This window comes from Kiritimatiellia bacterium (genome assembly GCA_018001225.1).
GTDB lineage: Bacteria > Verrucomicrobiota > Kiritimatiellia > CAIQIC01 > JAGNIJ01 > JAGNIJ01.
Window position 1 is genome coordinate 1 of sequence record JAGNIJ010000034.1, and the last position, 24,252, is coordinate 24,252.

Sequence of the window (24,252 nt, forward strand, 5' to 3'; positions counted from 1 at the left end):
GGTGGACGGCGGGGGCGACGAGGGCCGTGGGCTCGCGCGGGCGGCGCGGAAGAAGGCGGTGCGGTTCCAGTTGATGCGGAACGTGGCCGTGGCCGCCGACGACCGGCGGGCCTGGCGCTCCTCGGAGCGGATCGGGTCGCGCCGGTCCGACGGCCTGTAGGCGGAGGCGGCATGCACGTGCCCGTCCTGCTGCGGGAGACCCTCGAGGCGATGGGGATCCGGGCGGGGGGCACGTACATCGACGGGACGGTGGGGAACGGCGGGCACGCGGCGGCGATCCTGGAGCGGGCCGGACCCCGGGGGCGGCTGCTGGGGATCGACCGGGATGGCGAGACCCTGCCGCGCGCGGCGGATCGGCTTTCGCGGGTCGGCGGGTGGTACCGGTTGGAGCAGGGGGACTACGCGGATATGAAGGCGCTGGGGCTCCGGAACGGAATCGAGAAGGCGGACGGCATTCTCCTGGACCTGGGGATGTCCTCGGAGCAGGTGGACGACGCCGCGCGCGGGTTCAGCTTCCAGCAGAACGGGCCGCTGGACATGCGCATGGACCGCGCACAGGTTCCCACGGCCGCGGAGTACGTGAACCATTTGGGCGAGGCGGCGCTCGCGGAGCTCCTGTGGAAGCTGGGCGAGGAGCCGATGGCGCGCCGGATCGCCCGCCGGATCGTGGAGGAGCGGGCGCGTCAGCCGATCGAGACGACCGGCGAACTGGCGGACATCGTGGCGCGGGCGAAAGGCGGGCGAAGGGGCCGGATTCATCCCGCGACGCAGACCTTCCAGGCGTTGCGGATGGCCGTTAACCAGGAACTCGAGAGCCTGGACCGGGCCCTGGCCGCGGCGCCGGACCTGCTGGCGCCCGGGGGCCGGCTGGCGGTGATTTCGTTCCACCGGCTGGAAGACCGGCGGGTGAAGGCGGCGATGGCGGCGCACGTGGGCCGGTGGGAATCGCTGCCGGCGGGCGGGCGTCGATGGGTGGGAGAGCGGCCGGTGCTGCGCTGGATCACGCGCAAGCCGGTCACCTGCTCGGAGGAAGAGCGCGGGGTCAATCCCCGGGCCCGTTCGGCCAAGCTGCGGGTGGCGGAAAGGATCGATTAGGTCATGCGACGGCGGCGGAAACAGAACCGGAAGACGATCCAGGAGGGCTCGCCCTTCCCGGTGTCGCTGGCGCTCATTCTCGTCCTGGTGACGGGGCTCGCGTTCGGATTTCTCTGGCTGCGCGACCAGTGCGACACGCTGGGGCGCCGCCTGCAGGGGCTGGAGGCCCGGCGCGTCGAGGTCGAGCGGCAGTACCTGCGCGAGGAATCGAAGTGGTCGAACCTGAAGAGCCCGCAGAACCTTGAGCGGCTCATGGCCCAATTTCACCTGACCATGGTCTGGCCCGGGGAGCAGTACACCAAGCGCCTGCCCCGGCCCGAGCTGGAGCCCGAGGCCGCAGCGGAGATGCAGTACGCGCAACGGGAACTGGCGACGCGCCATGACTGATTGGAAATACAGGATCCGCATGGACATGGTGGCGGGCGTGCTCCTGGTGATGCTGGCCGCCCTGGCCGGCCGCGTGGTCCAACTGCACGTCGGCCCCAACGAAACCTTGCGCCGCCGGATCGAACAGGCCCGCCGCTACGAGAACCGCCTCCCCGAGCCGCGCGGGCGCATCCTGGACCGCCACGGCAACATCCTGGCCCTCGACCTGGCGATGAAGGACGTTGTGGCCGACCCGAGAGAGGTGATCGCCAGCGGGCACATGCGCTTCATCGGGATGCAGCTGGCCCGCGTGCTGCAGCTCGACCCGGCGATGGTCCTGGCGACGCTCAACCAGCCCCGCCGGCGCTTCGAGTACATCCAGAAGCGCGTGCCGGAGGAGACCGCCGAGCAGATCCGGCGGATGCAGCTGAAGGGCGTGCGTTTCGACGAGGTCAGCGCCCGCCACTATCCGCAGGGGATGCTCGCCTGCCACGTCATCGGGTTCGCCAACCTGGAGAACATGGGCAGCGCGGGGATCGAGCAGCGCTTCCACAACTACCTGCGCGGGCAGCCGGGCCTGCGCGTCAGCGAAAAGGACGGGCGCCGGCGCGAGATTTACGACCGGCGCGTCCTCGACATCCCGCCGCAGCCGGGCGCGGACATCTATCTCACCCTCGACCAGAACCTGCAGTACATGGTGGAGAAGGCCCTCGCCGCCGCCGTCGCGGAGCACCAGGCCAAGGGCGCCTGGGCGCTCGTCCAGCGCGTGCGCACCGGCGAGATCCTTGCCATGGCCTCCCTGCCGGGCTTCGATCTCAACGAGTTTCGCGAGGCCGGCGACGCGCAAAAGCTCAACCGGGCGATCGGCTACGTCTACGAGCCCGGCTCGACGTTCAAGGTCGCCACGATCGCCGCCGCGCTGAACGAGCAGGCCGTCTCGCCCGACGACGTGTTCGATTGCGAGAACGGCTGCTGGTTCTTCAAGGGGCGGCCGCTGCGCGATTTCCACCCGAACGGCCCCCTCTCGGTGGCCGACGTCCTGAAAAAGTCGTCCAACATCGGCGCGGCCAAGATCACCCTGGCGATGGACGAGAAGACCGTGGAGCGGTACCTGCGCGCCTTCGGGTTCGGCGTGCCGGCCGGCATCGAGCTCCCCGGCGAGGAGGGCGGCCTCCTGAACGACCGGTCGCGGTGGACCTCGTTGAGTCTCTCGCGCATCGCCATGGGCCACGAGATCGGCGTGACGGCCCTCCAGATGCTCAACATGCTCTGCTCGGTGGCCAACGACGGCGTGCGCGTGCGCCCGACGATCGTCCGGCGCGTCGTGGACGCCGAGGGCCGCCTGCTCATGGAGTCGCGCCCCGACTTCGTGGCGCAGACCATCCGCCCGGAAACTTCCGCGCTGATGCGCCGGCTGCTGGTCCGGGTCACGGAGGAGGGCGGCACCGGCACGCGCGCCGCCGTGGAGGGCTACACCGTCGCAGGCAAGACGGGCACGGCGGAGAAGGCCATCGACGGCAGCTACTCCAGCCGGGCCAACGTCTCGTCCTTCATGGGCTTTCTTCCCGCCGAGGACCCGGACCGCATCGCGATCATGGTCGTGATCGACGAGCCGCAGGGGACCTATCGCACGGGCGGCGTGGTGGCCGCGCCCGTGTTCCGCGAGATCGCGAGCCAGGCGGTCCGCTACCTGGATATTCCGCCCGATGTCCCGGCCGTCGCGGAGGAGGACCGTCCGCCGGAGCCGTGGCGCAGCCTGTAAGGAGGCCGCCGTGATCCTCGGCCAGCTTTGCGTGGAGACCATGAGACTCGAATACCTGACGCGCGTGATTCAGCCCGTGACGGTCCGCGGGTCCGCCGACTGCGAGATCGAGGGCGTGGCCTACGATTCCCGCCAGGTCCGGCCGGGATTCCTCTTCGTCGCCCTCCCGGGTTGGCGGCGGGACGGCCGGGATTTCGTGGCCGATGCCGTCGCGCGCGGCGCGGCGGCCGTGCTGTCCGAGCAGAACGAACTGGCCCGCCGCGACGTGACCTGCATCCGCGTCGAGGATGCCCGGCGCGCCATGGCGGAGATCGCCTGCGCGTTCTACGGGGAGCCGTCCCGCGAGCTTTTCGTGGTGGGCGTCACGGGTACCAACGGCAAGTCCACGGTCAGCTTCATGGTGCGCGACCTCCTGCGCGCGGCCGGCCTCGCGCCCGGGCTCATCGGCACCATCCGCTACGAGATCGGGGAGCGCTCCATCCCGGCGGGCCGCACGACGCCCGAGTCCCCCGACCTGCAGGGCATGCTCGACCGCATGCGGTGCGCGGGCTGCCGCAGCGCGGTGATGGAGGTGTCGTCGCACGGCCTGGACCAGAAGCGCGCGTGGGGCACCGATTTCGACGTCGGCATTTTCACCAACCTCACCCAGGACCACCTGGACTACCACCGGACCATGGACCGGTATTATGCGGCCAAGACGCTGTTGTTCCAGGGACTCGGGCAGATGGAGAAGACGGCCCATGCCGTCGTGAACATCGACGATCCCTGGGGCCTGCAGCTGGCCGGCACGGGCGGCTTCAACGCGACCCTGCTGACGTTCGGCATGCATCCCGGCGCGGCCGTCCGAGCGGAGAACGTGGAACTGTCCGCCGACGGGTCCTCGTTCGACGTCGCGACGCCGTGGGGCTCCGCCCGGGTCTTCCTCCGCCTCCTCGGGCGCTTCAACGTCAGCAACGCCCTGGCCGCCATGGCGGCCGGCGGTGTGGCCGGGCTCGCGCCCGCGCGCATGGCCGAGGTCCTCGGGGAGATGAGGGCCGTGCCCGGCCGCCTGGAGCCGATTATCTCGCGGCACCCGTTCCGCGTTTTCGTGGACTACGCGCACACCCCGGATGCCCTGACCCAGGTGTTGCGGACGCTGCGCGAGCTGACCCCGGGCCGCGTCCTCGTGGTCTTCGGGTGCGGCGGGGACCGCGACCGGGCCAAGCGGCCCCTGATGGGAGCCGCGGCGGCGAGCCTGGCGGACTACGCGGTGGTGACCAGCGACAATCCGCGCAACGAGCCGCCCGGGCAGATCATCGCCGAGATCGTCCCGGGGTTCGGCGAGGCCGCGAATTTCGAGATCGAGGAAAACCGCGAGAAGGCCATTTTTAAGGCGCTGTGCACCGCGCGGGAGGGCGACACCGTGCTCCTGGCCGGCAAGGGACACGAGACCTACCAGGAGATCGGAAACACGGTCTCGCCCTTCGACGACCGCGAGGTGGCGCGGCGGCTGCTGGATAACTTGTAGGCGGGGTAAAAAACGATCCCGGGAAAAAGGGGCGAAGTATGGAAGAGAAACATATCGTGGTGAAATGCTGCCGGTGCCGCCGCGTGCGGCTCCAGGACCGGTGGGTGGCGGAGGGCGAAGCCTTCGTCAGCCATCCGCTGTATTCGCACAGCTACTGTCCCGTCTGCATGGAGCAGGTCCATGCCGAGATCAGTTCCTGCCCCGCGGCCGCGGCCTGCTGATCTTCGCGGTTCCGGTTACAGGCGTCATGCCCTTGCTGTCGGCAAAGGACCTCGCGACGTGGTCCGGCGGTGCGTGGGAGGGGGCCGCTCCCCCGTCCGCGCGCGGGGTCTGTGCGGATACCCGGCGCCTCCGCGAGGGCGATCTCTACGTCGCGCTGGCCGGCCCGCGTTTCGACGGGCATGATTTCATTGGGGCGGCCTTCGCCGCCGGGGCCTCGGCGGTCATGGCGGAGCGCGCGCCTGTCCCGGCGCCCGGGCCCGTCCTTCGGGTAGGCGACACCCGGAAAGCGCTCGGCGAACTGGCGGCCGGCTATCGGCGCACGCTGGACGCCCGGCTGATCGGCGTGACCGGCAGCGTGGGCAAGACGACGGTCAAGGAGATGACCGCCGACATGTTGGCGCAGGCCGCCCCGACGGCCCGCACGCTCGGGAACTGGAACAACGACATCGGCCTGCCGTTGAGCGTGCTGGCGATCGAGCCGGTGCATCGCTACGGCGTGATGGAAGTCGGAACCAGTCATCCCGGCGAAATCGCGGCGCTCTGCGCGTGCCTTCGGCCCGACTGGGGCCTGGTCACGGCGGTCGGGCCGGGCCACCTGGAGTACTTTGATTCCGTGCAGGCCATCGCCCGAGAAAAAGCCGAGTTGCTGCGTTCCCTGCCTCCCGGCGGGCTGGCCTTTCTTTCGCGGGACGATGCCTGGTACGAGCTGCTGTACGCCGCCACGCCGTGTCCCGTCGTGACCGTGTCGCTGGAGGCCGGGGCGGACTACCGCGGCCGGCCCGATCCCGCGGGTGGACTCCGGTTCACCGTCGAGGAGCGCGAGAGCGGCCAGGCGGCGGAATTGGAAGTGCCCCTGCCGGGCCGGCACTTGGTGGCCGACGCCCTCCTGGCCGTGGCCGTGGGCCGGCGGTGCGGCCTGTCGTGGGAAGCGATCGGCGCGGCCCTGGCGCGGTTCCGGCCGCAACCCCTCCGGTGGGCCCGCTCCGTGGCGCGCGGCGTCGCGTTCGTCAACGACGCCTACAACGCCAACCCGATGAGCATGAAGGCGGCGCTCGAAACCTTCGCGAAAAGCCCCGTGGAAGGGCGTCGCTGGCTGGTGCTCGGCGGCATGCTTGAACTCGGGGCCGCCGAATGCGATCTTCACCGGCAATTGGGTCGTATCGTGGCGGCGGGGCCGTGGGCGGGCCTGTTGGCCGTCGGGCCGCTCGGGGCGTGGATCGCGGAGGGGGCCCGCGAGGCCGGCTTGTCTGACGGCCGGGCTTTCCTCTGCCCCGACGCGGAAACCGCGGCCCGGCGGCTCCTGCAATGGACGCGGCCGGGCGACGCCGTACTGCTCAAGGCCTCGCGCGCCGAGCAACTGGAGAAAGTGCTGGAGGCCTTCGCCGCCGGGTAGGCGGGCGCGCGTATAAGGATTTGGTCATGTTCTACTACCTGCACCTGCTGACGGATTGGTTTTCGCCGCTCCGCGTGTTCCGCTACATCACCGTGAGGGCCATCGCCGGCGCGGGGACGGCCTTCCTGTTCAGCCTGCTCCTCGGCCCCTGGCTGATCCGCGAGCTGCGCCGGTTCAAGATGGGGCAGCAGGTCCGCAAGGACGAGGCGCCGCCGCTCTACATCTTCCACGGCAAGAAGGCCGGCACCCCCTGCATGGGCGGCCTGCTGATCATCTCCGCCGTGCTGGTCTCCACCCTCCTATGGGCCGTGCCGACCAACGAGTTCGTCCTGCTGACCCTCGCGACGATGTGCTACATGGGGCTCGTCGGCTTCCGGGACGACTACCTGAAGGTGACCCGTAAAAGTTCCCGCGGCCTGGGCGTCCGCGCCAAGCTGATCTACCAGCTCGGTTGGGTGGCGGTGGTCGTCACGATTCTCCTGCTCCTGCCGTCCACGCGCGTCCACGTGCAGCAGTTCTTCATCCCGTTCGTCAAGGATCCGGTGACCCGGCACATGGGGTTCCTGGCGATCTTTGTCTTCCTCGCCCTCGTCATGGTGGGGTCCACGAACGCGGTGAACCTCACCGACGGGCTGGACGGCCTCGCGATCGGCTGCAGCAATTCCGTGGCGGCGGCCTATCTCGTCATGGCCTACGTGGCCGGCCACGCGCGCTTTGCGCAGTACCTGCAGGTTTCCTATATCGCGGGCAGCGGGGAGCTGGCGGTGTTCTGTGCCTGCCTGCTCGGGGCCGGGCTTGGGTTCCTCTGGTTCAACTGCCACCCCGCCCGTGTGTTCATGGGCGACACCGGGAGCCTGGCGCTCGGCGGCGCGATCTCCATGGTCGCCATCCTGATCAAGCAGGAGCTGGCCCTGGTCATCGTCGGCGGCGTGTTCGTGATCGAGGCGGCCAGCGTGCTGCTCCAGGTGTCCTTCTTCAAGCTGACCGGTGGGAAGCGCATCTTCAAATGCGCGCCGCTGCACCACCACTTCGAGGTGCTGGAGAAGGAGCAGGCGGAGCGCGAGCACCGGGACGTGGAGGTGATCGAAACCATGATCACCACGCGGTTCTGGATCCTGGCCATCATTTTCGCCCTGATCGGCATCGCCACGCTGAAAATCCGATGACGGATTCCTGGAAAACGGCCCTGGTGCTCGGCCTCGGCGAAAGCGGTGAGGCCGCCGCCCGCCTGCTGCGCGCGGAGGGCGTCGCCGTGACCGTGGCCGACGGCGCCGAGACCCCCGCGCTGCGGGAGAAGGTCGCCCGGCTCGCGGAGGAAGGCGTACCCGTGCTCGTGGGCGCGAAGGAACTACCGGCCGGCCCGTTCGACGTGGCGGTTATCAGCCCGGGGATTCCCGCCTCCTCGCCCTGGGTGGCGGAACTGAACCGCCGGGCCGTCCCCGTGATCTCCGAGCTGGAGCTGGGCTGGCGGCGCCGGGCCTGCCGCGTGGTCGCGATCACCGGCTCCAACGGGAAGAGCACGGCCGTCAAGTGGCTGGCGGAATCCCTCGCGCAGGCGGGCCTCCGGGCGGCGCCCTCCGGCAACTACGGTGACGCGATCTGCCGCGTGGTGCGGGAGCGGCCGAACCTCGACTGGCTCGTGCTCGAAGTCAGCTCGTTCCAACTGGAAACCGTGGACGAGTTCAGGCCCGAGGTGGGCGTGCTGCTGAACGTGCTGCCCAACCATCTCGACCGGCACGGCACCATGGCCGCGTACACCGCGCTCAAGGCGCGGCTGTTCGCGAGGACGCGGGCCGGCGACACGTGCCTGGCGCCCTGCGTGCTCCGGGAGGCCGTGCGCGGCCTGGCCGGCGGGGCCGGGCGCTGGCTCGCCTTCGGCCCGGAGCCGGAGTCGGACTATCGCTGGTGCGACGGGCGGGTGTGGCGCGGGGACGCGGCGCGGGCCGACCTGCGCGGGACGCGATTCGATAACGAGATCCTGGGTCCCGCCGCGGCGGCCGTCGTGGCCGCGGCCGAAGCCTGCGGCGCGGACGCGGCCTGCGTGGAGCGGGCCGCCCGCGTCTTCGAGCCGCTGCCGCATCGCATGGAGACGGCCGCCGAGTCCGGCGGCGTGCGATTCATCAACGATTCCAAGGCGACCAACATCGCCGCCATGGTCGCGGCTCTCCAGATGGCCGGCCGGCCGGTGCGTCTGATCGCCGGCGGCCTGGCCAAGGAGACCGATTTCACGCCGGCGCGCAAGGCCCTGGCGGCGCACGCGCGGGGTGTATACCTGGTCGGGCGCGCCGCCGAGCCCATGCGGCAGGCCTGGGCGGACGTGGTCCCGTGCGAGCTGTGCGGCACGCTGGACCGGGCCGTGGCGCGCGCGGCGGAGGTCGCCGTCGAGGGGGAGACCGTGTTGCTCTCTCCGGCCTGCACGAGCTACGACCAGTACAAAAACTACGGCGAACGAGGCGCGCACTTCATCCGGTGCGCGCGAGAGCGGGCGGCGGCCGGCGCGCCACGGACGGGCGCATAGACTGTTTGCATTGCGGACGGATTCGGTTCTATACTGAACGCGCGAATACCAATAAGGAGAAATGGAATGAAGTCATCGGTGTTGATTGCGGCGGTCGTCGGCATACACGTGCTGGCGGTCGGCGGGGTGGTCATCATGCAGGGGTGCGAAACCCGGCGGGTCACGGTGGACCAGGCTCCGCCGCCCGCGCCGCCCATGCCGCCCAGCCCGGAAACGGCGCCCGTGCCGTCGCCCCGGCCCGTCCTTCGTCCGCCCGTGCCCGTCGAACCCGCCCCGTCGGTGATCGAGCCGGGTTCGGGCCGGACCTACGAAGTTCAGAACGGCGACTCCCTCTCGAAGATCGCCAGCAAGTTCGGCGTCAGCACCCGCGAGCTTGCGGAGTTGAACAAGATCAAGGATCCGAACCAGATCCGGATGGGCCAGAAGCTCATCATTCCCGACTACGCCAAGGAACAGCCTGCCTCCGCCTCCAAGCCGAAGGCCAAGGCCAAGGTCGTCGTGCCGGAAGGCGCGGAGACCTACACGGTCCAGGCCGGCGACATGCTCTCGAAGATCGCGGTCAAGTACGGGGTGAAGGTCGCCGATCTGCGGGAGGCCAACAGCCTGTCGGGCGACAAGATCCTCGTCGGCCAGAAGCTCGTCATCCCGGCGGGCGGCAAGGCGGAGAAGAAGGAAAAGGCGAAGGACAAGGACGCGAAGCAGGACGAGGGGAAGAAGACGGAAGAGGTCGCGCCCCCGCCCGCCCCGGCCCCCGTGGCCGCCGCGAAACCCGACATCATGCCGGCGGTGGAGCCCGCGGCCCCGCTCCTGCAGGGCGAGGAGCCGCCGATGGAATACACGGTGCAGCCCGGCGACACGGTGGATTCGATCGCCAAGATGTACATCATCCGCCGGGAGCAGATCCTCCAGTTGAACAACCTTTCGGAGGGCGCGGAGCTCAAGCCGGGACAGAAGATCAAGCTGCCGACGACGATGTAAGGAGCGGCGGATCGCGGCCGCGGGGTCGCGGGAAAGGCCCGGGGACACCCGTTGCAGGGGTCGCCCGGGCTTTTCTGTTGAATCGAGCAGTGGGGTATGTACAGGACCATGGTCATACTCATCGGGATCGTCCTGATCCTGGTGACGGTCGGGATTGTCATGCTGGCCAGCACGAGTTCCGTGCAGGGCGGCACGCAGTTTCACGATCCGCTCTACTACGTGAAGCGGCAGGCGGTCGGTCTCGTGGTCGGCGCTTTCATCGCCCTGTTCGCGGCCCGCGTGGACTACCACTACTGGAAGGCGTTCGCGATCCCGTTGGCGCTATGCTCGCTGGTCCTGCTGGCGCTGGTGCTCGTGCCCGGGATCGGCCTGACCGTGAAGGGCAGCAGCCGCTGGCTGCGGCTGGGGCCTGTGACCTTCCAGCCCTCCGAACTGGCCAAGTTCTCCAGCGTGATCCTGATCGCGTGGTGGATGGCGCGCTTCCAGCTGCACGCGCGGGAGTTCCGGATGGGCTTGGCGTATCCCCTGTCGATCCTCGGCCTGTTCCTGGGGTTGGTCTTTGCCGAGCCCGACTTCGGCACGACCATGCTGCTGGCGGCGGTGGGTATGCTGCTGCTCTTCCTGGGCGGCGCCCGCATCGGGTACCTGGCGGTCGCGGGCGCGGGGGGCGCGACCCTGTTTGGCCTGGCCATTCTCCATGATCCGGTCCGCCTTAGGCGGATCACGGCGTTCCTGGATCCCGAGCAGTACGCCCGCAACGAGGCCTTCCAACTGCTCAACGCCATCTATGCCTTTGTCGTGGGCGGGGGCCGGGGCGTCGGGTTCGGGCAGAGCCTGCAGAAGCATTTCTATCTTCCGGAGGCGCACACGGATTTCATCTTTGCCATCATCGGCGAGGAACTGGGCATCAAGGGCTCCCTGGGCGTCTTGGTGCTGTTCATGGGCTTGTTCCTGTGCGGTCTGCATATCAGCCACAGGGCGCCGGACCGGTTCGGGCAACTGCTGGGCTTCGGGTGTACGCTGATGCTGACCATCCAGGCGGCCATCAACATGGGCGTGGTGACCGGCAGCCTGCCGACGAAGGGGCTGCCGCTGCCGTTCATCAGTTTCGGGGGGTCCAGTCTCGTGGCCTCGATGGCCATGATCGGCGTGCTGCTCAACCTGGCGCGCCACGCGGTCGCCGAGGAGGCCGAGCGCGACGCGCGCTGCATTCGCGACGCCGCCCACCGGATCTGATCCTACGGCGAGCCTGCTTCGGCCCGCAGGATCCCCGCTGCCATGATGGCGGCGGTTGCGCCAAGAATCAGAATCACGATGGTCGGGGCGGCCCAGTGTTCCCATTCCCGGTCGAACTCCGCCTTCCGCGGGTCGGGGCGGCCCCAGATCGAGAAGTCGACCAGCAGCCGCAGCGTGGAAACCGTGTTGGCCAGCAGGGCGAGTCCGCCGATCCACCGGCGGACCGGCGGCAGCGCGGCGATACCCGCCCGGAGGGGCGGAAACAGGAAGGCCAGTGCCAGAACGATCATGGCCATCACGGCGGTCAGTCCGAGGGCCCACCTCGCGGCGGGCGGGCCGGCGGGCGTCGGATTACGGACGCGCCGCCGCAGGGCCGCGCCGGCGAGCAGCGCCATGGCGGCGGTCAGGGCGGCCAGCGTGACGTACAGTCCGGTGTACGCGGCGAAGAAGACCGAGTCGCCGGACCACGCCAGTGCGATGAACTGGACGGCGAATCCGCCCGCCAGGATGATCGCTCCCCCGAGCCGGAGCGGAAAACGGTACATGCACAGCAGGGCCTCCGCCATCAGCCATAGGATCAGCGTCACGGCGCCGGAGAGAGCGAGGGCCCCCTGGTGGAGGAACCGCGGAATCGAAAAGGACTCGGGGGCCGCCGCCGCGGGCAGGGAACGGACCAGGTGAACGGCGGCCAGCGCGGGCATCACGCCCTGGGCCAGCAGCCAGGTCCATTTCAGCAAGCGATAAATGGCGGGTCGGGGTTTCGCATCCATGGCGAATGTGTACACCAATCTCGGCTTCGGAAAAAGCCGGGAACGAATCCGGCGTGACGTGAGAAGTGAAAGCTATCCCTGGCTTGCCAGCCGGAGTCGCGGCCGGTTCAGCCCGTCCGCCTTCGTCCCGCCCGTGGCGGGGACTCCGGCGGACAGCCTCCGCGCGGCACGTGGCCGTGCCGCGCGAAGGCTGGTGGAGGGTAGGAGAGTTGAACTCCCGACCTCCTGAATGCCATTCAGGCGCTCTCCCAACTGAGCTAACCCCCCACCGGGGTCGACGTGAATGACGTCGATGCAGGGACAATATGAAGGCGGCCTTGATTTGTCAATGGCCGGGAGGTATTTTTTAGCCGTTCCTAATAATGCCTGCGCGATAAAGGAGCGCTATATGAACGTACTGGTCGCCCTGATGATGGCGGGGATGATGCTGGCTTCGTCCATGACCTGGCTCCAGTCCCCGGTTCCCGGCAGCGTGGTCGATTCCGGTTTTCCCGCGGAAGCCCCGGCGGAGGAGGCCATGACGGAACCGGCGGCGGAAGAGTCCGCGCCGGCCGCGGAGCCCGAACCGGCGGCGGTCCCGGAGGATACCTCGAGCGGCGCGCCGAAGTTTGCCGTCTTCCTGCCCGAGCGGATCGAGAGGGTCTGGTACTGGTATGCCTATACCGAGGAGATCCAGCATATCGTCCAGAGCGCGGTCGAGAAGGCCCTCCTGAACGCGGGCCTGGAGGTCGTCGACATATCGAGCCTTTCGCTGCCGGAGCAGGGCGACCTGAACCAGGTCATGTCCGCGCCGCAGGTGGTGCGCTGGGCGGCCGCGGCCCGCGTGGACTATATCATCATGGGCACGGCCACGGCGGATCCGCAAAGCGAGGGCACGGCGTACGGCCAGCGGGTCGTGCGGTCCACGGCCAACATCTCCGCGCGGATCATCCGCGTCAGCGACGCGCGCATCGTCGCGGTGCAGGATGCCACGGCGCTGATGGGCGGACAGGCCCTCGCCGCGGCGGCGCGGGAGGCCCTGAAGAAGGGCGGCGAGGATATCGGCCGCAAGCTGGCCCGCTCCGCGAAAAGCCTGGCGGGCCCCTGATCAGAACAGCGACTGCCAGGCGCGGACGCGGCCCGGAAGATCGGCCGCGTCGCGCAGGTCGGAAATCACGGCGATCCCGTCCGTCCCCGCCGCGAGCAGCGGCGGCGCATTTTCCAGCGTGATACCTCCGATGGCGACGACCGGCAGGGCGCACCACCGACACATGCGGGCAAACGATTCCATGCCCAGCGGCGTGTAGCGGATGTCCTTGGAGGCGGTCGGATAGACCGCGCCCAGCCCGATGTACGAGGGGCGGAGCGCCAGGGCCCGGGCGAGGTCCGCGTAGGAACTGGCGCTGACGCCCAGGCGCAGGCCCGAGCCGGCCAACGCCGCTAGATCCGCACGAGGCAGGTCTTCCTGCCCCAGGTGAACCCCCCAGGCGCCGTGCCGGAGCGCGAGGTCCGCGCGGTCGTTGATGACCAGCCGAACTCCCCCCTCGCGGGCCAGGCGCACGGCTTCGCGCACTTCGCGGTCCAGCGCGTCGCCGTCCAGCTCCTTGGCGCGCAACTGGATCATGTCCACGCCGAGCGGGATGAGCCGCTCCAGCCAGGCCGCGCGGTCCACGATGGGATAGAGCCCGATCGGCTTGCCGCCGCCGGGAAAGGCCGGCCGCAGACGCCCGGTTTCCGCGGCCGCGGTAAGCCAGGGCGCATCCTCCGGCGAGGCCGGCCATCCTTCGTGGGCCAGGGGGCCGTGCCCGCGGCCGATACCGCCCCCGAGCCGAAGCCCCTGGTTGACATACGCCTTGGCCAGGACGAGGGCGTCTTCCAGCCCGTACCCCAGGGCACGGACGGCGGCGGTCGCCGAGGAAAAAGTGCACCCCGTGCCGTGCGTGTGCCGGACCGCGCGACGGGGGCTCGTGATCCAACCGGACCGCGCGCCGTCGGTCCAGTAATCCTGGCTGAACTCCGGATCGTCGGCGTGGCCGCCCTTCAGCACCACCGCGCGCAACCCCATGCCGAGTATCGCGTGGGCGGCCTCGATCGAGTCCGACGCCGACCGGATCGCGCGGCCTGTGAGCCGCTGCGCCTCCGGGATATTCGGCGTAAGCAGGTCGACCCGCGGCAGCAGATCCTCGATGACGGCGGGGAGCAGGTCCGGCGCCATCAGCCCGTGCCCGCTGCTGGCACCCATGACGGGGTCGTACACGACGAAGGCCTCCAGGCCCCGGATCGCCGCGGCGACGGCACGGGCCGTCGCCGCCGTGCCCAGCATGCCGATCTTGACGGCGACGGGCGGGAGATCCTCGCGAAGCGATTCCAACTGGGCGGTGACGAGGTCCGTGGGCATATAGTCCACGCGTTGCACGCCGAGCGTATTCTGCGCGATCACCGCCGTGATCACGGAACAGCCGTGGGCGCCGAGTGCATGAAGGGTTGACAGGTCGCCCTGGATCCCGGCGCCGCCGCCGGGATCGGTCCCTGCGATGGTCCACACGATGGGTTTCATGGGCGGCCGCTCCTCTCTCCAGCGGGAACGAGTTTTCGCAGGGCGACATACAGGGCCGCGGCGCCGAGCAGGCCGGGCAGGGAAGCGCCGAGGCTCCAGCCCAGCTGGGACGCCGTCCGATAGATCGCCCAGCCGGCGAGCCAGGCGATCACGGCGAGGCCGCGCACGCCGGGCTCGGTCGGGCCGAAGCGCATGCGGCGGATCACGAAGTAGTCGGCGAGCACGACACCGAACAGCGGGCAGAACAGCGCGCCGATGAACAGCAGGAAGGCCTCGTATTCCGTGGCAGGGAAAAACACGGCCAGCAGCGTCCCGAGCACGCCGCCGGCGACGATCAGCGCGCGCTCGTTCAACCGGGGCGCCATGCTGCGGGCGGACACGGCGTTGGAGTAAATGTCGAGGAACGTCGTCGTAACCGTGGAAAGCACCACGATCAGGAGCGCGGGCCCGGCCCAACCGGTCCGGGCCATCAGGTCCATCACCATGCGGTCGGGGGTGGGCGACCCCGAAGCCAGGGCGGCGCACAGGCCGACGGCATACATCCAGCTTCCTGCCAGCAGGTAGCCCCACCACGTGCCCCAGAAGGCGCCCCGGGAATTCCGCGCGAAGCGCGAGTAGTCCGAAACGAGCGGGAGCCACGAGATCGGCATGGCGATGACCAGGTCCAGTCCCTGCCCGAAGGAGAGGCCGCCGGCCGGCCGGAGGGCCAGCAGGTCGGAGAGCGCGTGCCGGCGGAACACGATCACGGTCATCAGGACGGACAGCATCGTCAACAGAAGCACCGCCGTGCGCTGGAGCCAGCGCCGGAGGCCGTGACCGGTCAGCGTCCAGGCCGTGGTCACGGCGCCCGCGACGAGCACCCAGCCGCGGGCTCCCAGAACGGCGTTCTCGGGTAGCACGGCGGCGGCCGTGTGCCCGCAGATCCACAGCATGACCGCCGTCCAGCCGACCAGTTGGACGCAGTTCAGGGCCGCGGGCAGGAAGGAGCCGTGGACTCCGAGGGCGGCGCGGGTGCTGACCATGGCCGGCACGCCGTGGCGGCTACCGATGAGCCCGCCCAGGGCCATTGGCGTGTTGCCGATGACGTGGCCCAGCACGATGGCCGCGAGACCCGCGGTCAATCCGAGCGGAGCCAGCAGTCCGCCCGCCCAGATCTCGGCGAGCGAAATCGCCGCGCCCATCCAGAGCACCAGGAAATCCAAGGACGTCAGGTTCCGGCTGTGACCCGTCATCATCGCTTCCCTCCGTCGGCATGACCCGTACAGGTTCAAGGGGTTATCCCATCGCGGGAACTCTCAGCCCCGGCCGCGTCGGCGGATCGGGGCACCCCCAGCGAACACTACCAGTGTCCCGCAGGGCCCGGCGCCTGTCAACGTGCGAAAAGAAGGCTGCTCCAGCCCGCCATGCTCGTGCTCGTACTCTTAATCGTAATTTCCCCGTCGGGAGAGAGTGCGAGGACGAGAGGGAGAACGAGAACGAAGGGATTCAAACGAGCGGGCGCAGGAATTCGGCCACCTGGTCCGGGTTCATGGGGATCGGGTTTCCGGACATGCTGGTGCCCAGGGAGCGGCGTGCGATCTCCTGCACGTCGTCTTCCGACAAGGCCATTTCCTTCAGGTCCGGGGGGATGCCGATCGAGTCAGCCAGGTTTTCTACGGCCTGGATGCCGTCCTCGACGATCCGGGGCGCCATGCCGCCCTGGTTGAGGAACGCCGAGAGCGCGTGCGCCAGCTCGGCGGGGCAGGCCGGGGCGTTGTAGCGAAGGGTGTAGGGGAGGAGGATGCCGCAGGCGAGTCCGTGCGGCACGCCGTAGAGAGCGCCCAGCGCGGCCGCGATGCCGTGCGCCATGGCCAGGCCGGCGTTGGCGAGACACACCCCGCCGAGCATGCTGACGAGGGCCATCTTGTCGCGGGCGGCCTCGTTGCCCGGCGCGTCCACGCTGACGGCGATGGCCTCGCGCGCCATGCGCAGGCCCTCGTGGGCCAGCGCCGTGGTCTCGGGGCGCCGCCGGTTGCTGATGCACGACTCGATCAACTGGGTCAGAGCGTCCATCCCGCCGGAGGCGGTCACGTCGTGGGGGACGCTCAAGGCGAGCATGGAATCGATCAGCGCCACCGTGGGGATCATCGAGTCCGCGCGCATGCTGCGCTTGAACTTCTTTTCCGGGCAGCCGATGACCGCGTTGCGCGTCATCTCCGCCCCGGTTCCCGCGACGGTCGGGATCGCGACGTGCGGGAGGGGCGCGACGCCCAGGGATCGCGTCTGGGTCTCGCCTTCCAGGTAGTCCTCCACCGAGCCCTCGTTGACGACCAGGGCCGCGACGGCCTTGCCGGTATCCATCACGCTGCCGCCGCCCGCGCTGACGATCAGGCCGGGCTGCAAGTCGCGCGCCCGTGCGGCGAGTTCATCCACCCGGGCCACCGTGGGCTCGCCGTGGACCCCTTCCAGGATTTCCGCGGCGACGCCGTGCCGGCCCAGCAGGGTGGTGATTCGCTGGTCCAGGCCCGACTGCCGGGCCGAGCCGCCGCCCAGCAGGATCACCGCTTTACGGCCGGCGGCGAGGGGAAAAGCGAGATCGCCGAGTTCGTTCAGGCGGTTTTTCCCGAACACGATCGTGCGGGGCGCCTTGAGGCCGTAGCGATGCACGGCCTCGATCATTTCGCGGGCCTTCTGGGCTGTGGGCACGGTCGGCATGATGTCCCCCGGAGTCTTTGTCTTAAGGATAGAGAGATTCCGCGCTCCTGTCCAGCGTGACGGCCTCCCCGGCCCCCGGTCCCGGCTGTAACAAATTGCATCACGACCGTGAATAGATTTGTTACATTGCTTCCGGCGGGGCAGTTTGTCGTTGCGCGGCCCGGCGCGGTGTGAGAAAGACAACGCCAACACTACGTCATGCGCATGCTGTTCATAGGCTCGGGATCGGTCGCCTGCCCGGCGCTGCGCGAACTCGCCGCGCGGCCGGACGACACCGTCGCGGCCGTCGTCACCCAGCCCGACCGGCCCAGCGGACGGCGCCGGGAACTGGCCGCCTGCCCGGCGAAACACCTAGCCGAGACGCTGCGGCTCCCCGTGCGCACGCCCGAGAAAGTGGGCGATCCTTCCGAACTCGACGCCTTGAAGGCCCTCGCCCCGGACCTGATCGTCGTCGCGGACTACGGCCAGTTCCTGCGGCCCGCCCTCCTGGCGCTGCCGGCCCGGGGCGCCATCAATATTCATCCCTCCCTCCTCCCGAAATACCGCGGCGCCGCGCCCGTCCAGTGGGCCGTCGCCAACGGCGAAACGGAGACCGGGGTGACAATCCTTCACGTCACGGAGAAAATGGACGCCGGCGACATCATTCTTCAGGAAAAAGTTCCGATCCGCGACGAGCACACGGCCGCGACGCTCACCCCGCTGCTGGCCGAGTTGGGGGCCACGCTGCTGATCCGCGCGATCGAGTTGATCCGCCGCGGCGCGGCGCCGCGGCGCCCGCAGGACGAGGCCCTGGCTACCTTCGCGCCGAAGCTGGCCAAGGAGGACGGCCGCATGGATTGGAGCCAGCCGGCGGAAAGCCTGCGAAATCGCCTCCGCGGCTTCACGCCCTGGCCGGGTTGCTTCACCGAATGCCCGAAGGGTTCCGGGCGCTTGCTTCGGATGCTATCGGTCCGCGTGGAATCGGCCGCCGGCGAACCGGGCCTGGTGCTCGACGCAGGCCCCGAGGGCCCCCTGATTGCCTGCGGGCAGAGGTCGCTTCGATGGCTGGAAGTTCAGCCCGAAGGCCGGAAGCCCATGCCCGGCACGGACTTCGTGCGCGGGTACCGGCTTCAACCGGGCGACCGGGTGGGCTGAAGGGAGTGCGCGCAAAGCCAGTGCGCGAAGGCCGTCGGATGTGCGGACGGCAGACTGCCCATCGCCGCCACGGCGGCTTCGGCGGCTTGACGGAACCGCGTCTCGCCGGTCAGGCCGGCCAGTTTCAGCAGCGTGTGAGAAGCCATGGCGCCGCCGCTGGGGATCGGGTGGTCCTGCGTCTGGCGCGGCCGCTTGAACAGCGGCTCGTGGTCGTCGGCGACGTCATAGAAACCGGGTCCGGCCGGGTCGCGGTATCGGGCCAAAATGATCTCCGCCAACTCCCGCGCCCAGTCCAGCCAGCTTGGTTCGCCGGTGGACTCGTGCAGGGCCAGCAGGCCGTCGGCCATGAAGGCGTGATCTTCCAGCAGGCCCGGGTGGGCGGCCGCGCGGCCGGCCCGCCAGGACCGGCGCAGGCGCCCGTCCTCGCCGCGGAGCGAAGCGCGCACGAAGTCCGCCGCGCGCCGCGCGGCCTCCGTGTAATCGGGCCGGGCCAGGGCGAGGCCCGCCTCGGCGAACGCGGCCACGGCCAGCCCGTTCCAGCCGGCCAGGACCTTGTCGTCGCGGCCCGGCCGGGGCCGCCGCTCGCGCACCTGAAGAAGCCTTTGCTTCCATCCCGCGAGGCCGGCCGGCGCCGCGGCGCCGTCGGGCACGTGCAGAATAGTGCGGCCTTCCCAGTTTCCGCCCTCCGTCGCGCCGAAATACCGCATGGCGTCTTCGGCCTCCGCGCCGAGGGCCTGCCGGATTTCATACGCCGTCCAGACGTAGTACCGGCCCTCCTCGCCCTCGCTGTCGGCGTCGAGGCTGCACGCGAAGCCGCCCTCCGGCCGCCGCAGCTCCCGCAGGAGGAAATCCAGCGTCTCCTCCGTGACGCGGCGGTACAGCGGCTCGCCCGTGATCCGCCAGGCATGGAGGTAGACGCGGGCGAGGAGGGCGTTGTCGTACAGCATCTTCTCGAAATGGGGCACGAGCCACTCCGCGTCCGTGGCGTAGCGGGCGAACCCGCCGCCGACCTGGTCGTACAGTCCGCCGCACGCCATGGCGTCCAGCGTGGTTCGCGCCATCTTCAGCGCCGCGGGATCCGCAGTCCGCTCGTGATGCCGCAGCAGGAACTCCAGCGCCAGGGCCGGGGGGAACTTGGGGGCGCCGCCGAACCCGCCGCGCGCTTCGTCGAACTGCTCCGCCAGCCGCGCCGCGGCGGCCGGGAGCGAGAGTGCGCCGGCCGCACCCTCCGGCTTCCGGTTCAGCAGCCGGACGAGACGCTCGGCCCCTTCGAGCAGGTCGTCTGGCCGGCGTTCCCACGCGTCGGCCACGGCCTCCAGAATCTGCCGGAAGGAGGGCATGCCGTGGCGCGGCTCGGGCGGGAAATACGTCCCTCCGTAAAACGGCCGGCCGTCGGGCGTGAGGAAGACGTTCATCGGCCAGCCGCCCTGGCCGGCCAGGGCGACCACGGCGTCCATGTAGATACTGTCCAGGTCGGGGCGCTCCTCGCGATCGACCTTGATATTGACGAAGTGCCGGTTCATGAACGCCGCGGTGTCCGGATGATCGAACGATTCGTGCGCCATGACGTGGCACCAGTGGCAGGCGGCGTACCCGACGCTCAAGAGAATCGGCCGGTCTTCCTCGAGGGCTCGCCGCAGGGCCTCGGGGCCCCACGGGAACCAATCCACGGGCTGGTGCGCGTGCTGCAGCAGGTAGGGGCTGGTCTCCCCGGCCAGGCGATTCGTCCCTGCAGGCGGTTGGTGCATGCCCTACTGATACAACGGGACCGGTGAATTTCCAGTCCGCCGCGGATCGAGCGGTTTCTTCAGGTCAGGTCTTCGGTCTTGAGGGCGTACAGGTAGCGTTTGACCTTGCCCGTGGAGGTCTTGCCGAACTCCTCCCAGCGGATCTGGATGCGCCGGGGGCGCTTGTACTCGGCGATCTGGCCGCAGACCCGTTTCACGTCGTTGCGAATCAGGTCCGCGACCTGCGACTCGGAGAGCGCCTTCTTCTCCCGCTCGGCGTGGGCGTCGATCGCTTCCTGGTTCGGGACGACGATCACGCCGACCTGTTCGCCGACCTTCACGTCCGGGTCGCGGAACCCGGCGACCAGGCATTCGCGGACGAAAGGGCTCTTGCTGACCGCGTATTCGACCTCTTCGGGATAGACGTTCTTGCCCTCGCGGTTGACGATGAGATTTTTCTTGCGCCCGGTGATCTTCACGTACCCCTCGGCATCGATGAAGCCGAGGTCGCCGGTCAGGAACCAGCCGTCCCGGAAGACCGATTGCGTGGCCTCGGGATTGTTGTAGTAGCCCTTCATGATGTTCGGGCCGCGGGCGGCGATCTCGCCCACGCCTTCGGCATTCGGATCCATGATGCGGATATCGACGTTGGCCAGCGGTTTACCGACCGTGCCCGTCTTCGGACGGCCCAGCGGGTTGAAGGTCAGCACGGGCGCCGTTTCGGTCAGGCCGTAGCCCTCCAGGATGGGAAAGCCCAACCGCGCGAAGTTCACGAGCACATCGGGATCGCACGGAGCGCCGCCGGTGACAATGAGGCGCAGCTTGCCGCCGAGCTTCTTCGCGATGCCGTGCCGCACCGGCTTGCGCAGCCCGAGCCGGTACAGGGTCCACGCCAGCGTGTTCTCCTTGAGGCCGTTCCAGATGCGGTTGTACATCTTTTCGATCAGCAGCGGCACGCCGATCAGCACGGTGGGCGAGACCTCGCGCGTGTTTTCCCCGACGGTCTTGAGGCTTTCCACGAAGCTGATCTCGCACCCGGCCCCGACCGGCGTCAGCAGGTTGGCGGTGAACGCGAAGGCGTGGTGGAGGGGGAGCACGAGAAGAAAATTATCGTCCTGCCGGATATCGATGGCCGTGAGAATGGCCTCCACGTTGGCGGCGAAGTTGCCGTGGGTCAGCATGGCGCCCTTCTGTCGGCCGGTGGTGCCGGAGGTATAGATGAACGACGCGATGTCGTCCGTCGCGGGCTGGTGCCGGTCATAGGCGCGGCCGGCCCCGGCGGCCGGTTCGGCGACGGATTCCGAGGCCTCCTCGTAGTCCATGTACGTGATGCGCCGGGAGGGCTGGGGGCCCACTTCGCGGCCGCCGACCAGGATGGCCGCCTGCAGGTCGGGCACGTGCGGCTCGACCTCTTTCAGCAGGGAATAGTTCCGGGCGTCTGAAAACAGGAGGCGGGCGCCGGAATCGCGGAGGATGTGCGCCACTTCCTGCTCCTGGAGCTTGGCGTCCACGGGGACGGCCGTCGCGCCCAGGCCGGTGATGCCGAAGTACATCTCCGGCCAGTCCGGCGCGTTTTCGCGGAAGAGGGCCACCCGGTCGCCCGGCTTGATGCCCCGCCTCGCCAGCAGTTCCGCCACCCGCCAGGAGCGCATGAGCAACTCGTGATAGGTGACAATCTGCCAGCAGGCGTCCTTCTTGTACCGAAGCGCAATGCCGTCGCCGTGCCTCGAAACCGAACGGGCCAACAGGTCCTTGATGGTCATGCCGGGCTCTCCCGTGTTGCCGCTGCCCGGGTTCATGATAACAGGCCGCTCGGCGCGGGGAAGGCTTTTTGTTCAGCGTTGAATCCCGGCGCCCGCCGCGCTAGGAATGGGGCCGTGCGCTTCCTGCTCTATAACCTGCGGTACTGCGCCGGCACGGGGCCGAACTTCCATTTTCCCGTCCCGGGGCGCGGCTACCTGAAGCGCACGTCGGCCACGCTCAAGCAGGTGACCCATTTCATTCACGCGCAGGACCCGGATATCGTGGGCCTGGTGGAGGTGGACAGCGGCTCCTACCGGTCGCGGCGCCTGAACCAGGCGGAAGAAATCGCGCGCGCCCTGGGGCACTATCACGTCTACCAGTCGAAGTATCCCGGCTCTTCCCGCCTGCACCTGCTGCCGCTGGCCGGCTACCAGGGCAACGCGTTCCTGACGCGCGAGAAAATCCACGCGCAGCAGTTCCATTACCTCGAGCGCGGCGTCAAGCGGCTTGTGATCGAGCTGGAGCTGAAGAACCTCGCGATCTTCCTGGTGCATCTTTCCCTGCGGCGCCGCACGCGCCAGGCCCAGTTGCAGGCGCTGGTGCCGATTGTCCGGGCCGCGCGCAAGCCGAAGATCGTCGCCGGCGATTTCAACACCTTCCGCGGGGCCGGGGAATTACAGCCGTTCATGGAGGCCCTGGACCTGCGCGACGCGGCCGGCGGGGTCGTGCTGTCGCACCCGAGCTGGTCCCCGCGGCGCCCGCTCGACTACATCCTGCATAGCCCGGGAATCACGGTACAGCGCTTCATGGCGCCGTCGGTGACGCTGTCCGACCACCTCCCCCTGATCTGCGATTTCAAAATCTCATCCTAGTCCTGACAAGCCGCCCCGGCCGCGGAAGAACACAAGGCGCACGTGTCCGCCTCTGGAGGAAAGGACGCGAAGGCGGAACGGGAGGTCGAGTACGATTATGAGTACGAAAAGATAGTCCTGAACCCCGCCCCCTCAAACCCGCGGCAGATCCATCTCCCCCTTGGCCGGCAGCAGCGAAAAGCCCATCAGGTGCTCGTCCACCGCCCGCGCGGCCTCGCGGCCCTCGGAGATGGCCCAGACGATCAGCGACTGGCCGCGGCGCATGTCGCCGGCGGAGAACACGCCCTTGACGTTCGTGGCGTAGTTCTCCGTCTTCACGTGGCCGCGCCCGTCCAGGTCCACGCCCAGCCGCGCCAAGATGCCGTCCGGCTCCGGCCCCAGGAATCCCAGCGCGAGGAGAACCAGCTCGGCCGGCCACTCGTGCTCCGTGCCCGGGACCTCGGTCATCTGCATCCGGCCGGTCTCCGGGGAGCGCGCGAACTCGAGGTTGACGGTGACCAGGCTGCGGACGCGGCCCCCCGCGCCGATGAAGCGCTTGGTGCTGATCGCCCAGAACCGGCGCCCGCCTTCCTGGTGCGACGAGCTGGTGCGCCTCCGCATCGGGTAGTAGGGCCAGGGCTGGCCCGCGGGCCGCTCCTTCGGCGGCATCGGCATCAACTCGAAGCTGGTGACCGACTTGGCGCCGTGCCGCACGCTCGTGCCGATGCAATCGCTGCCCGTGTCGCCGCCGCCGATCACGATCACCCGTTTGCCCTTGGCGGAGACGGCGCGAAACCCGTCGCGTTCGGGCCGGTCCCCGGCCACGAGCCTGTTTTGCGGTCCGAGGAACTCCATCGCGAAATGGATACCTTCCAATTCGCGGCCCGGCACCGACAGGTCGCGCGGCTTTGTCGCGCCGCCGCACAGGACGACGGCGTCGAATTTCTTAAGATCCTCGACGGGAAGGTCCACGCCCGCATTGACGCCCGTCCGGAACACGACACCCTCGGCCTCCATCAGCTTCAGCCGCCGGTCGATGATCCCTTTCTCCAGCTTGAAGTCCGGGATCCCGTAGCGGAGCAGCCCCCCGATCCGATTCGCGCGTTCGAAGACCGTCACGGTGTGGCCTGCCCGGTTGAGCTGTTGGGCGCAGGCGAGTCCCGCCGGTCCCGAGCCGACGACGGCCACGGTCTTGCCCGTCCGGACCGGCGGCGGCTGGGGGACCACCCAGCCGTTCTCGAACCCGCGTTCGATGATCGTTTTTTCGATCTGCTCGATCGTCACGGCCGGCTCGTTGATCCCCAGCACGCAGGACTCCTCGCACGGGGCGGGACATATACGGCCGGTGAACTCCGGAAAGTTATTGGTCGCGTGCAGCCGGTCCAGCGCCTCGCGCCACCGGTGGCGGTACACCAGGTCGTTCCAGTCCGGGATGAGGTTACCGAGCGGGCACCCGCTGTGGCAGAACGGCACGCCGCAGTCCATGCACCGCGCCGCCTGCTGGCGGAGCTTGTCGTCCGGGAACGGCTCGTAGAGCTCCCGGTAGTCCCCGACGCGCGCCTCGACCGGCCGAGAAGCCGGCAACTCGCGAGTGTATTCCTTGAAGCCTGTAGGTTTGCCCATCTTTTACTCCAAATACGAAATCCGAATATCGAAATCCGAAACAAATTCGAATTTCGAAAGAACAGAAATGTTCAAAACCGCCATTTGAATTTCTTCC

Annotated in this window: 20 protein-coding genes, 1 tRNA gene and 1 riboswitch; of the genes, 13 read left to right on the forward strand and 8 right to left on the reverse strand. The window is 69.0% G+C overall.

All coding sequences use genetic code 11. From position 1 onward, the window contains the following. Positions 1-171: 171 nt before the first annotated feature. The 10 genes from rsmH to ftsW all read left to right on the forward strand — a co-directional run bounded on the left by rsmH (position 172) and on the right by ftsW (position 11,077). Positions 172-1,095, forward strand: coding sequence for a 16S rRNA (cytosine(1402)-N(4))-methyltransferase RsmH (rsmH, locus tag KA248_11285; protein ID MBP7830491.1), 924 nt, complete (start codon positions 172-174; stop codon positions 1,093-1,095). 3 nt (positions 1,096-1,098) lie between these two features. Then, a complete protein-coding gene (locus tag KA248_11290) occupies positions 1,099-1,482 on the forward strand; it encodes a hypothetical protein (protein ID MBP7830492.1) in 384 nt (127 codons plus the stop codon). Then, entirely contained in the window at positions 1,475-3,223 is a 1,749-nt protein-coding gene (locus KA248_11295) for a penicillin-binding protein 2 (GenBank protein ID MBP7830493.1), read from the forward strand. The genes KA248_11290 and KA248_11295 overlap by 8 nt, the downstream gene beginning before the upstream one ends. A 40-nt stretch (positions 3,224-3,263) precedes the next feature. Continuing rightward, a complete protein-coding gene (locus KA248_11300) occupies positions 3,264-4,730 on the forward strand; it encodes a UDP-N-acetylmuramoyl-L-alanyl-D-glutamate--2,6-diaminopimelate ligase (GenBank protein ID MBP7830494.1) in 1,467 nt (488 codons plus the stop codon). A 38-nt stretch (positions 4,731-4,768) separates the two neighbouring features. Beyond that, positions 4,769-4,951, forward strand: coding sequence for a hypothetical protein (locus KA248_11305; protein MBP7830495.1), 183 nt, complete (start codon positions 4,769-4,771; stop codon positions 4,949-4,951). Positions 4,952-4,977: 26 nt separating this feature from the next. Further along, positions 4,978-6,345, forward strand: coding sequence for a UDP-N-acetylmuramoyl-tripeptide--D-alanyl-D-alanine ligase (locus tag KA248_11310; protein ID MBP7830496.1), 1,368 nt, complete (start codon positions 4,978-4,980; stop codon positions 6,343-6,345). 26 nt (positions 6,346-6,371) lie between these two features. Continuing rightward, on the forward strand, positions 6,372-7,511 hold the full coding sequence (locus KA248_11315) for a phospho-N-acetylmuramoyl-pentapeptide-transferase (GenBank protein ID MBP7830497.1): 1,140 nt from the start codon (positions 6,372-6,374) through the stop codon (positions 7,509-7,511). Continuing rightward, positions 7,508-8,863 carry a UDP-N-acetylmuramoyl-L-alanine--D-glutamate ligase gene (murD, locus tag KA248_11320; protein ID MBP7830498.1) on the forward strand — a complete coding sequence of 452 codons (1,356 nt, stop codon included), beginning with the start codon at positions 7,508-7,510 and terminating at the stop codon, positions 8,861-8,863. Before KA248_11315 ends, murD begins: the two co-directional genes overlap by 4 nt. A gap of 66 nt (positions 8,864-8,929) precedes the next feature. Further along, the gene (locus KA248_11325; protein MBP7830499.1) at positions 8,930-9,841 is read left to right on the forward strand and encodes a LysM peptidoglycan-binding domain-containing protein; all 912 of its coding nucleotides are present in this window, start codon (positions 8,930-8,932) and stop codon (positions 9,839-9,841) included. A 108-nt stretch (positions 9,842-9,949) separates the two neighbouring features. Then, positions 9,950-11,077 (forward strand): putative lipid II flippase FtsW, encoded by a 1,128-nt coding sequence (gene ftsW / locus KA248_11330; GenBank protein MBP7830500.1) that lies wholly within the window; start codon positions 9,950-9,952, stop codon positions 11,075-11,077. A 2-nt stretch (positions 11,078-11,079) separates the two neighbouring features. On the opposite strand, the gene KA248_11335 is transcribed toward ftsW, so the two are convergent. Both KA248_11335 and KA248_11340 read right to left on the reverse strand, forming a co-directional pair. Continuing rightward, positions 11,080-11,847, reverse strand: a complete 768-nt coding sequence (locus KA248_11335; GenBank protein MBP7830501.1) for a hypothetical protein — start codon at positions 11,845-11,847, stop codon at positions 11,080-11,082. Positions 11,848-12,038: 191 nt separating this feature from the next. Continuing rightward, positions 12,039-12,114 (reverse strand) — tRNA-Ala (locus KA248_11340). A gap of 121 nt (positions 12,115-12,235) precedes the next feature. On the opposite strand from KA248_11340, the gene KA248_11345 reads away from it, so the two are divergent. Continuing rightward, a complete protein-coding gene (locus KA248_11345; GenBank protein MBP7830502.1) occupies positions 12,236-12,934 on the forward strand; it encodes a hypothetical protein in 699 nt (232 codons plus the stop codon). Here the strand turns inward: KA248_11345 and thiD are convergent, their stop codons facing one another. The 3 genes from thiD to KA248_11360 all read right to left on the reverse strand — a co-directional run bounded on the left by thiD (position 12,935) and on the right by KA248_11360 (position 17,077). Further along, positions 12,935-14,383, reverse strand: a complete 1,449-nt coding sequence (gene thiD / locus KA248_11350; protein ID MBP7830503.1) for a bifunctional hydroxymethylpyrimidine kinase/phosphomethylpyrimidine kinase — start codon at positions 14,381-14,383, stop codon at positions 12,935-12,937. Beyond that, positions 14,380-15,618, reverse strand: coding sequence for a putative hydroxymethylpyrimidine transporter CytX (gene cytX / locus KA248_11355; GenBank protein MBP7830504.1), 1,239 nt, complete (start codon positions 15,616-15,618; stop codon positions 14,380-14,382). Before cytX ends, thiD begins: the two co-directional genes overlap by 4 nt. Beyond that, positions 15,606-15,724: riboswitch (TPP riboswitch) on the reverse strand. It overlaps the preceding gene by 13 nt. Positions 15,725-15,868: 144 nt before the next feature. Beyond that, positions 15,869-17,077, reverse strand: coding sequence for an iron-containing alcohol dehydrogenase (locus tag KA248_11360; protein MBP7830505.1), 1,209 nt, complete (start codon positions 17,075-17,077; stop codon positions 15,869-15,871). 198 nt (positions 17,078-17,275) lie between these two features. Here KA248_11360 and fmt point away from each other — a divergent pair, with 198 nt between their 5' ends. Next, complete coding sequence (gene fmt, locus KA248_11365) at positions 17,276-18,211, forward strand: methionyl-tRNA formyltransferase (GenBank protein MBP7830506.1); 936 nt, start codon at positions 17,276-17,278, stop codon at positions 18,209-18,211. Here fmt and KA248_11370 read toward each other — a convergent pair. Together KA248_11370 and KA248_11375 are read right to left on the reverse strand one after the other, a co-directional pair. Beyond that, positions 18,187-19,959, reverse strand: a complete 1,773-nt coding sequence (locus KA248_11370; protein ID MBP7830507.1) for a thioredoxin domain-containing protein — start codon at positions 19,957-19,959, stop codon at positions 18,187-18,189. The genes fmt and KA248_11370 overlap by 25 nt on opposite strands. Positions 19,960-20,018: 59 nt before the next feature. Then, positions 20,019-21,701 (reverse strand): AMP-binding protein, encoded by a 1,683-nt coding sequence (locus tag KA248_11375; protein ID MBP7830508.1) that lies wholly within the window; start codon positions 21,699-21,701, stop codon positions 20,019-20,021. Positions 21,702-21,815: 114 nt separating this feature from the next. Here KA248_11375 and KA248_11380 point away from each other — a divergent pair, with 114 nt between their 5' ends. Next, positions 21,816-22,553, forward strand: coding sequence for an endonuclease/exonuclease/phosphatase family protein (locus tag KA248_11380; GenBank protein MBP7830509.1), 738 nt, complete (start codon positions 21,816-21,818; stop codon positions 22,551-22,553). Between the two features lie 132 nt (positions 22,554-22,685). On the opposite strand, the gene KA248_11385 is transcribed toward KA248_11380, so the two are convergent. Next, entirely contained in the window at positions 22,686-24,155 is a 1,470-nt protein-coding gene (locus KA248_11385; protein MBP7830510.1) for a glutamate synthase subunit beta, read from the reverse strand. Positions 24,156-24,252: the final 97 nt, after the last annotated feature.